This is a genomic window from Sphingobium cyanobacteriorum (assembly GCF_030580935.1).
In the GTDB taxonomy this organism is placed as follows: domain Bacteria; phylum Pseudomonadota; class Alphaproteobacteria; order Sphingomonadales; family Sphingomonadaceae; genus Sphingobium; species Sphingobium cyanobacteriorum.
Map to the genome: position 1 here is coordinate 1 of NZ_JAUQOM010000034.1, position 9,593 is coordinate 9,593.

At 59.1% G+C, this 9,593-nt stretch carries 8 protein-coding genes; 3 read left to right on the forward strand and 5 right to left on the reverse strand.

All coding sequences use genetic code 11. The features are described from left to right. Positions 1 to 294 precede the first annotated feature (294 nt). Positions 295 to 3,267, reverse strand: coding sequence for a CHC2 zinc finger domain-containing protein (locus tag Q4610_RS20950; RefSeq protein ID WP_304537763.1), 2,973 nt, complete (start codon positions 3,265 to 3,267; stop codon positions 295 to 297). A gap of 287 nt (positions 3,268 to 3,554) precedes the next feature. Here Q4610_RS20950 and Q4610_RS20955 point away from each other — a divergent pair, with 287 nt between their 5' ends. After that, a complete protein-coding gene (locus Q4610_RS20955; RefSeq protein WP_304537764.1) occupies positions 3,555 to 3,926 on the forward strand; it encodes a helix-turn-helix domain-containing protein in 372 nt (123 codons plus the stop codon). Positions 3,927 to 3,937: 11 nt separating this feature from the next. Here the strand turns inward: Q4610_RS20955 and Q4610_RS20960 are convergent, their stop codons facing one another. The 3 genes from Q4610_RS20960 to Q4610_RS20970 all read right to left on the reverse strand — a co-directional run bounded on the left by Q4610_RS20960 (position 3,938) and on the right by Q4610_RS20970 (position 6,183). Then, positions 3,938 to 4,231 carry a hypothetical protein gene (locus Q4610_RS20960; protein ID WP_304537765.1) on the reverse strand — a complete coding sequence of 98 codons (294 nt, stop codon included), beginning with the start codon at positions 4,229 to 4,231 and terminating at the stop codon, positions 3,938 to 3,940. After that, a complete protein-coding gene (locus tag Q4610_RS20965; RefSeq protein ID WP_304537766.1) occupies positions 4,231 to 5,118 on the reverse strand; it encodes a hypothetical protein in 888 nt (295 codons plus the stop codon). Before Q4610_RS20965 ends, Q4610_RS20960 begins: the two co-directional genes overlap by 1 nt. A gap of 294 nt (positions 5,119 to 5,412) precedes the next feature. After that, positions 5,413 to 6,183, reverse strand: coding sequence for a Swt1 family HEPN domain-containing protein (locus Q4610_RS20970; protein ID WP_304537767.1), 771 nt, complete (start codon positions 6,181 to 6,183; stop codon positions 5,413 to 5,415). A 48-nt stretch (positions 6,184 to 6,231) separates the two neighbouring features. Between Q4610_RS20970 and Q4610_RS20975 the strand changes: the two genes are divergently transcribed. Next, entirely contained in the window at positions 6,232 to 6,411 is a 180-nt protein-coding gene (locus tag Q4610_RS20975; RefSeq protein ID WP_304537768.1) for a hypothetical protein, read from the forward strand. Between the two features lie 310 nt (positions 6,412 to 6,721). Here the strand turns inward: Q4610_RS20975 and Q4610_RS20980 are convergent, their stop codons facing one another. After that, on the reverse strand, positions 6,722 to 8,254 hold the full coding sequence (locus tag Q4610_RS20980) for a recombinase family protein (protein WP_304537769.1): 1,533 nt from the start codon (positions 8,252 to 8,254) through the stop codon (positions 6,722 to 6,724). A gap of 388 nt (positions 8,255 to 8,642) precedes the next feature. On the opposite strand from Q4610_RS20980, the gene Q4610_RS20985 reads away from it, so the two are divergent. Then, positions 8,643 to 9,551, forward strand: a complete 909-nt coding sequence (locus tag Q4610_RS20985; protein ID WP_304537770.1) for a hypothetical protein — start codon at positions 8,643 to 8,645, stop codon at positions 9,549 to 9,551. Positions 9,552 to 9,593 lie beyond the last annotated feature (42 nt).

Genomic DNA, 9,593 nt, shown 5'->3' on the forward strand with positions numbered 1-9,593 from the left:
AATTACACCAATGCCGGGGGGAGTGGCCCTCGGGCTACGCCCTCACGCCACTCCCCCCGGCATGTAACACGATGGCCTGGTTTTACGCCGCCGAATGGCCGACTTTTGCTCCGCCGTTGACATATGATGCGAGTAATGGCGTTCGGTCTGCCATTGCGTGAACCGATGCATATGGTTCCATATGCTATCGGGATCGGCTGCGCCGACCGCCTGGGCGGGTGGCTGGTAGATGCCGCGATGCGGCTTGCGGCCCTTCTTCGTGCCTGCGCCCCGTTTCCTCGGCATGGCCTGCGCCTATGACCGTGCCGCGTCGGCGGGCGGGAACAGTGCTTCGGGCGCATCTTCGATGACCGGCGCGCCAGAAGTGGCGCAAGACTGCGGTTCTTCCGCTATTTTATCCTTGCGACCATGGCCCGACCTGGCCCCGTCCGCACCCCGACCGGCAGCCGACCGCTTGGGGGCAGGACCGCTCAGCCCCATCAGGAACCGCTTGGCCGTCTCGCCTTCACCGGCATAGAGCAGTTCGTAAGCATAGCCTTGCCCGGCCTTCACCCGATGGATCAGCAGATATTCAAGCGCCGCAAGCCGCGCGAGGTGGACCTTGGCCTGCGTATCGCCCCAACCCGTCAGGCCACGCACCTGACGGCGCGTGAACCGAAGATCGGATCGCCGGATGGCTTGAGCCGTGCATTCCCGCTCCGCCCATTCGTGCAGGATATGCAGCAGCGTGCGGGTCTGCGGCGGCAGTTCATCGAGCGTCCGGCCCAGCACTTCGTTGGCAAGGGCATTGGCAAGCGCGATGTCGGACGCTTCCACCTCGATATAATGGACGAGCCGACCGCGATGATGGACCTCGCGTTTCGGGCGCTGATGCTGGTGCAGCAGCGTGATCGCCTGGATCAGCGTCAGATATTTCATATGGTCGCGCCGCGTGCGGGTCTTGTCGTCGAGGAAGGTGAGGCGATGGGCGAACGGGTTCACCACCTTGACCGTATCGAGCATCCCCTGCGCGTTGCGATGGAGCGCCAGCACCGCATGGCGGTCCTCCTGTTCCAGCAGCCCTTCGAGCGTCTGGCGACGGCGCTGGGCGGCATGGATGGCGCGGGTCTGCTCCCGGCTCTCGTTGACCGAGAGGATCATGCAGCGGTTGAGCAGTTCCTCGTCTATGTCGATCGCGGTCGTGGTGAGGAACAGCATCACCGGCCCCTCGACCCGATATTCATGGGTGACGAGCAGCCCGGTGGCCGCATCCTTGCCGGTGCTGGCGATCGTCACCGAACCGTCCGATTGCAGCAGCTTCAAGGCGTAGGAAGCGCTGGCCGCGCCTTCCTCCTCGGCGATGGCGAGGATGCGATGCTTCAAGTTGGCTTCGCCCATGTAGAACAGGCTCTGCCCGGTCATGGCGCTATAGCGGACCTGGGCCTGCTGCGGCATCAGCGCCAGCACCGCATCCATCATCGCGCTCTTGCCCGCAGCGCTGGACGACTGGATGATGACCGCCAGCGGACGGTCGAGCAGCCGTGACACGCAGGCGAGATAGCCGGTCAGGGCATTGGTCTCTTCGCCGACCATGCCGCAGGCAAGGAAGTCGGCGCGGATGCGGGCGATGAGGTTGGGGTCTTTGAGCAGCGCCAGCGCCTCTTCGCGTTCCGCGTCGGATAGTGCGGGCCGCTCGTCTTTCACCAGCGCCTGGCTGAGTTCGGCGTCCTGCAACCCCTCCAGCTTGAGCAGCACCCGACCAAGATCATGCTTTAGCACATCCTCCGACTCGCCCAGTTCGATCCCCGCCAGTTTCACGAAGGCGGCGCGGCCCTTGGCGGCGTAGAGATCGAACGTATCGACATGGAACGCCGCCCCCCGCTGGACAAGCAGATTGACCTTCATCGTTTCCGGGGTGAACGGCTTCTTCCAGCCCCGCACCCGGTAGCGACGCTGGTTTGCTTCGGCCCCCAGCATCATCACCAGTTCATGGTCGCTCTGCGCCTCGATCGGATCGGGGGCCGCCGAGAGCGGCAGCACCGCCGCGATAGTCGGTTCGGGGGTCGGTTCGGGCAGCGGCGGAGGATCGTCCGCTGCCCCGTCAGGCGATATGGGCAGGGACAGCGCATCCATCGCCGTTTCTATGGCATCGCGCGCGCTGGTGATCGGCGGGGCTTTGCCGTTCCCCAGCCATTGCGCCTTGCGGATCAGCAGGCCGAGCGTGCGCGTCGCGGGTTTGACCGACAGCGCATAGGCATTGGCGTCCATGCCCTTGGGGAACAGGATGCGATAGCAGGCAAAGCCCGCGTCCATCAGCGTGTCGGCCAGCGCCGTCGCGGCGCGTTCGCCCGCTTCGTCGCGGTCGAACGCGATCAGCACCCGTTCCACGCCATAGCGCCGGAACGCCGAGAGATGATCGTCGGTAAAGCCGCCCGTGCCATAGGTCGCGGTGACGTTGCGGTATCCCGCGCTCCAGAAGGTCATCGCATCGATCAGCGATTCGGCAAGGATGACCTCACCTTTCGATCCGGCCACGCCCTCGATATTCCACACGCCGCGATGTGGACCCGGCAGATACAGATGCTTGGGCGTGCCGGGGCGCAGATCGTTGCGGATCTTGCGCCCATAGACTTCCTGTATCCGCCCGCGCTCGTCCAGCACCGGCACCACGAGGCTGCCGTTGAAGTGCTCATGGCCCGTGTCGCGGTAGAGGCCGATCTTCTCCAGCCGCCCGCGTATGTCGGCACCGGCCTTGCGATTCTTTTCCGGCAAACGCAGGCCGAGCGTGCGATTGGCATAGCCCAGGCGGAAGCGCTCGATCAGCGCGCCCCCATTCCCGTCATTGGCAAGGCCGCGCGCCTCCAGATAGGCCAGCGCGTCGGGAGTTTGCTTCAACGTATCGTGATAATAGTCGATCACCTGGGCAAGCAGCGCATGGTCGTCGGCATCGAGTTGCAACGGCGACGGCAGACGCGCCCCGCGTCGCACGGGCTTGTCGGTCGTGGGTATCGCCCCGTCGCGCAGCCATTCCACCGCATGGCGGAAGCTCATGCCCTGCCGCTTCATCACCCAGTCGATCGGCCCGCCAGCCGCCTCGCAACCGAAGCAGTGGAACAGGTTCTTGCCCGGCGTCACCACGAAGCTTGGCGTATCCTCGTCATGGAAGGGGCAGCGCCCCACAAGGTCGTTGCCCCGCTTCTCCAAGGCCGTGCCCATAGATTCGACAAGACGGGCCAAGCTGACTTCGCTCTTGAGCCGCTCGATCTCAGCTTCCGGGATACGGGCCATCCGCGCCTATGCTCCAAAACCCTGTCAAGACTTATGATTGCTATGATTACGGGCATTCATTACAACGTGATATTGTATAGGTCTACCCCTGCGAGTCACGTCATACGCCAATGCAGAGCAAGGTATCGCAGCAAGGCAGGGATATATCTACGGCAGACGACGCGATTGGCCGTTCTGCGCCGATCACGAACGGATTATCCGATACATCATATGGAGTTACTGCCGTCAGCCCCATCAGAACCATGGCTTACACTCGATCGGGTTCAACCCGAACCGAGTGGGAGTCGATGGCAGTTACAGCGGATCGTAAGGCGATAGGCACGCGGATCAAGGCGCTGCGCAAGGCCCGGCACTGGCAGCAGAAGCACCTCGCCGCCATGATCGGCATCCGCTACGAGTTGCTCAACAAGTATGAGGGCGGGCTTAGCACGCCGCCTGCCGAGCTGTTGGTCAAGCTGGCCGAGGCGCTCGACACCACGGTGGATTACCTGCTTACCGGCACCCAGATCGAACAGTCCAACCTCGCCAACATCCGCCTGTTTCGTCGGTTTCAGGCGCTGGAGAACCTGGGGCAGGACGATCAGCAGACCGTCATGCGCATCATTGATGCGCTCATTGCTCAACAGCGTGTCGCGTCAGCCCTCGCGCCGGTGGATTGAGTATATTTTACTCATTTCCACCACCAACTATAAATCCATTCCAAAGCTGATGTAGCAGCTTCATCCAACTGCGGATGTTTCTGTTTGAGTTGCTTCACTGCCCAGTTGGACGCGCTGACCAAAGTGTGTTGATCCCAGTTAGGCTGTATAGCTTGAAGCTCCTCCAACAATGCCTGAACACGAACGACCAAGGCTGGTCCCAAGGTAGGGCCAAAGCGATCAAGGACTCTTGCTTCGTCCTCCTGAGGGAACGAGGCTATTTCCCATCCGATATAGAGCACTACAGCCTGATTATAGTCGTCCATTATCTGCCCCATAACGTTGCTTCTGCCCTTGTTGCCGGATTCACTGTGACAACCCGACTGACATTAGGATTAGCTCTCAATGCGGGCAGTTCGATCGTTTCCCATATGTTACCTGGCCTCAGATTGCTTCCAAGAACCGCCCTAACCTCACCGCTGGCACTACTTGCATAGACCCGAGATACATCCTGCCAAGCTTTAACGGATGACGGATTTGCCGCATCCCATACTGGCATTTGGATGCCTCGGGACTCAATAAACATTTCGAGGGTTGTCCCGCCACCGTTGCGGGCGACGCCCGCCGCTGTTTCTGCCCCACCTCGGCCAAGGCCGGACCAGAAGTAGGCTTCTCCAGATTTGGTCGTGAACGACGCTGGACCGAAAGCCTCAGTTCCAACAATAGCTCCTCTTTCTGCAACTCCTAGAACTCGCGCACCTTTAAGCGCTGGGATTAAAACGCTTCCCACTTCCGCTAAACCGAGAGCGACCTCACCTCGCGTCATCGGCTCGTTGGAGAGATACCCCATCTCATTCGGCATCGCATATTCGGGACGGGCTAACTCCATCTCTGACGGGATATAGCGTCGAGTTCCAGGAACCGGCGTATTCCAGCCTGATTTAAAATCATTCCATAGCGTAATGCCAAGCTGCGCATTTGCCATCTCAGCTCGTGCGCGGCTCGAACCTGCCTGACTGAACGTCATGACAATATCGTCTGATTTCCGGGAACGGTTGTGTGGATTGTGACCGAAAATGTTCGTGTCGAAGAAGCGATCAATCTTGTCGCCTAAACCTTGGCCTCTCTCTCGTGCGGTGACGACGATGTCGGCCGTCTTCTCTTGCAGCATCTCCCAGGCAGATTGATCGTCGCCTGCACCTGCAAGTTGCACGCCTTCGCGTCTCAGCCGAGCGATGGAAGTTTCACCATCCGCAGAGACCCGATCAGCTACTAATCCCCCAATAGTATTGCCTAGAGCTAAAGGCAACGATTCGTCTACTTCCCCGCCAGAACAGTCTACGACTTGATCACGCTACACTGCCCGTCCGCATCTTGGCGCATTCGGATCGATATATAAAACCATCCACGTAGGCATCCCCGTCGTAGACGCGCGCAGCCACAAGCGGTCGAGGATTTCCCAGCCGGAGATCGACATCGCTATGCACTCGCAAAATCCCGCCATAGCCTAATTCGCCTTCAATATGCCGATTGCGCGCAGCAGCCTTACCGCCTCGCTGGCGAAATACAGCATATCGGTCGGTCCGAACGGACGATGATGCGCGTCATTGTTCCTCAAGGGGGACAGACGGCGCATGGAGACCTGCAATCCTTCCTTGTCCATGAACACGGGCTTGAACAGGCTATCCCAGTTGGACTTCGAGGTGATGATCTGCGCCAGATCGTTGAAGTCGGCATAGTGGATCAAATCATAGACCGGCATTCCGCCGGCCCGGACGAAATCCCGCTTCTCTTCCCACCGTTGTAGCATGTCCCCCGGAATACGCTGACGCAGCCAAGCGCTCCCGGCAGCGCTTGCGAGTTGGGCAGAGACGAATATCCGCATATGCACCTCCAGCGCGCGCAGGGCGGCATGATGCGCGTCGCTGTAAAATGCCTCGCCATCGACATTCTCGACCGGCTGCGGTGTGGGCGGCGGCGGTATCTCCAGATGAAAACCCGCTGCGCGCAAGACGATGGGATATTCCTCCGCCGGAAACGCAACCAGAGCGGCATCCCGGCCTGCATCGTCATACCGCTCTTCACGCGCCACGACATCAGCGTCGTCATCGACATCAATGACAGCGCCAAATTCAGCCTCCACATAATAATCGCGCGTGACCGCAGCGAAAGGCGGGTCGAAATGCACCACGTCCGAGAGCCGGGAGAGCGTGCCGAAGGCAAAGCCGGAATGGGCGATCGAGTCCGGCATGGTCCATGCGACATTGATGTTCGCCATGCGCGATGCCAAATCGTTCTGCCACGTCATGCTTTCCACGAAGCGACGATGCGGCTCAACCAATTCAGCCGCACGCTGGGCAATGAGAAAAATGTCGTCGCGTGGTGGCAGCGTAAACCTATCGATATTCGCCAACGCGCTCATCCGTTCTTGAAATTCGGAGAAAGCACTCCCGATGAAGCTTTCTGGAAGAACCGATCGTCTGAACAAAGCGGCGTGATTATCTAACAGACCGGTTTCTTGTAGCCCTTTGGCGAGTTCCCCAATCTGCAAATGCTGCGTCTTTGCGGCAAGCCCGATGGTCGAGAGGCGCTCGGTCTGTGCCGCAAGCCGTGGTAGCACCCCGAACATATCATCCTGGCGGCGCATGTCCCGCATCATCTTGTCAAACGCGTCACCTGAAAAAGTCATCGTTCCGCTTCCTTTGTCAGATAAGGTTATAGCGGATCAATCCTCGCGAGCGAATGCTCAGGCGGGCACCCGCATTCATTTTTTTGCACAAAATTGGATGTAGGGACGTAGGGACGAAGCAGAACGATCAACTTACTTTCCGAAGAGCGGTATACAGGTCGCGCACCAATCTCGGAATTGCCTCCTGCGGCAACTTCTCACTCCTTCGACGGGCGTCCTGTTCCGGTACACCGCAATACTTGTCACACCATTTTTCAATAACGTCGAAGCCTGTTTTCCAGTCAAACAAAAGGTTTTTCTGGCTCGCGCGCAGGTTCGAGGTAACGGAATTCATCAGTTCGCGCTTTTCTTCACTAAATAGGTCACCGTGCCTTTGCCCAAGCCTTTTGAGCAGTTCGAGGAATTGTGTCACCTTCAACCGCCTCCTGTCACCCGACAGGCTCATCTCGCTCAATTGTTCGGTGACCCGCACCCGTTGCACAAGCAGATCGGCTTTGCGGCTGAGATAGAGATCGCGCTCAATAGTCTGATCGACATAGCCATCCGTTAAGCGACCCAGCGTTTGATCTATCTGCCCCAAGCGGAGACGAGCTTGACGCTCTGCCTCCTTCGGCCCTTGTTGGTCCGTCGCCCGCAGACGTTCAAACTCCCACGCAATTTCTCCGTGCATAACTTCCGGGATGGTGATCCGGCTCAAAATGCCTTCCATCTGCTCATCAATGGCCGATTCTCGCAGGCTGGTGGAGGGGCAGGTGTGAGTATGGCAACGGTAGTAGACGTGTCCTTTCTGGCGTTCACCAATCAGCCGGTAGCCGCAAGAGACGCAGGTGATCCGTTTGCGGTAGACGAAATCATGGCGCACGTCGGTCTGGATTTTCCGACCCCGCAAGACAGCCTGCACTGTCTGAAACAACGTGCTCGATACCAAAGGATCGTGCGCCCCGACGTAACGGTCGCCCGTCCGCCGAATATGGATGATGCCCATGTAAAATTCATTGTTGAGGAGTTTAGAAAAGCCGTTTCGTGTTACCCGCCCGCCCCGACGATTACGGAGGCCAAGGTGGTAGGCTTCGGCTTCCAAGAGAGCCAAATTGTAGCGGCCCGTGGCATATAGTTCGAAAACTTGCCGCACCAGCGGCCCAATAACGGGGTCAGGCAACTTTGGCAGCCCGCGTCCTTGATCCGTGTAACCGATGGGCGCAGGCAGTGGGTATAGACCTTGCTTCAAGCGACCGAGGAAGCCCTTTCGCACTTCATCACGTAAGTTACGAATGAAATCAGCCGCCACCACGGCCTGGATATCGGCGGCTAAACGGCCCCCACGCGACGAAAGATCGAGGCTCTCGTGGGCGAAATGAAGCGCGACGCCCCGATCCATCAATTCGCCCAGGTCAGCCCAGTCCTTGAGGTTACGCGCGCCACGGTCAATCTTGTGGATGACCACGCCTTCGGCGCAGCCCCGATCAAGCATTTTCAGCATCCGCGCAAAAACTGGCCGACCTCGCTTGGCCGCCGTTTCTTGTTCCTCAAACCATTCGCTGACCACGAGAGCATGGCGCTCCGCGTAGGCCCGAATGGCAGATTGCTGTTCTTGGAGGGAGGAGCCGCGCATACCTTGTTTCACCGTGGAAACCCGGATGTAGGCAAAGACCGTTTTCATACGCTGGGGGAATTATCGGACTCCAACATACCATGAGTTTCCGATTCCTCCGAATCAGGCAGTAGCCCTTCCCTTTCGAGACGGACGTAGACCCGATACAAGGCACCGAGGAACTGTCGCAGTTCCTCGGTGGAACGGACTTTCTCTTCCTCTGAAAGATGAGGAAACCATCGCGCATAGAGTGGTGAAATGTTGTCGGGGATTTTTTGCATACCTTGAGGATGACGCACCCAAACCTCTCGCCAAAGACCCCATTTCTTGCCCCAGGCGCAACTTCTCACCCCTACGGACATTCGCCGCCACCGCGTAGTCTGTGGTCATGCCACATCCTACAAAACCAGCTCTGGGCTTTCCCACGGCTGGAGCCAACCTCCCTGACGGCCCACTCGTGGAACTCGTCTATCAGTCCGAAACGGAAACGACCCAGTTTGCGGCTTTTCAGGCTGGCCACGCAACCTATCACGATGCCATCGAGCCGCCTTTAGGCGAACGCCTCGTGCCGATCTCCGCCCACAACAACCTCATTCGCCACCGTGTCATTCTGTTGCCGGAGCGCGCGGAGGAATATGAATCGGTCGATAGGCTGGTGGCAGAAATCCAGATCTACCTCAGCCGCTACGTTGATCTTTCCCCGGCCTTCTTCGGCATCGCCACCTACTACATCCTCTTGTCGTGGGTGTATGACGCCTTCAATGAGGTGCCGTATCTGCGCCTGCGGGGTGAGCCGGGGAGTGGCAAGACGCGCGCCCTTATTGTCATCGGCTCCCTCTGCTACAAAGGCTTTCTGGCCAGCGGCGCATCCACCGTTTCGCCCATCTTCCACACCCTCGACACCTTCCGAGGCACCTTCATATTTGATGAAGCGGATTTCCGCTTTTCCGACGAGAAGGCCGAACTGGTCAAGATTTTCAACAACGGGAACGTGCGTGGCTTTCCGGTCCTCCGCACCCACATTTCGGCCAAACGGGAATTCGATCCCCAAGCGTTCATGGTGTTTGGGCCAAAGATCGTGGCCATGCGGCACGCCTTTGAAGACCGGGCGCTGGAAAGCCGCTTCATCACGGAAGAAATGGGCCAGCGGCCTATGCGGCCTGACATCCCGATCAACCTGCCGGATTGCCAGCAGACCGAAGCCCAGACCCTCAGAAACAAGCTCCTCCTGTATCGCTTCCACCATTTGGACAAAACCGCCATCAATCCCGACCTCATCGATCCGGTGTCAACGGCGGAGCAAAAGTCGGCCATTCGGCGGCGTAAAACCAGGCCATCGTGTTACATGCCGGGGGGAGTGGCGTGAGGGCGTAGCCCGAGGGCCACTCCCCCCGGCATTGGTGTAATT

Bases quoted from the DNA above. Each gene is read 5' to 3' on its own strand.
- Q4610_RS20950 (WP_304537763.1), bottom strand. From the start codon at position 3,267: ATGGCCCGTATCCCGGAAGCTGAGATCGAGCGGCTCAAGAGCGAAGTC.
- Q4610_RS20955 (WP_304537764.1), top strand. From the start codon at position 3,555: ATGGCAGTTACAGCGGATCGTAAGGCGATAGGCACGCGGATCAAGGCG.
- Q4610_RS20960 (WP_304537765.1), bottom strand. From the start codon at position 4,231: ATGGACGACTATAATCAGGCTGTAGTGCTCTATATCGGATGGGAAATA.
- Q4610_RS20970 (WP_304537767.1), bottom strand. From the start codon at position 6,183: ATGGCGAACATCAATGTCGCATGGACCATGCCGGACTCGATCGCCCAT.
- Q4610_RS20975 (WP_304537768.1), top strand. From the start codon at position 6,232: ATGCGGCTCAACCAATTCAGCCGCACGCTGGGCAATGAGAAAAATGTC.
- Q4610_RS20980 (WP_304537769.1), bottom strand. From the start codon at position 8,254: ATGAAAACGGTCTTTGCCTACATCCGGGTTTCCACGGTGAAACAAGGT.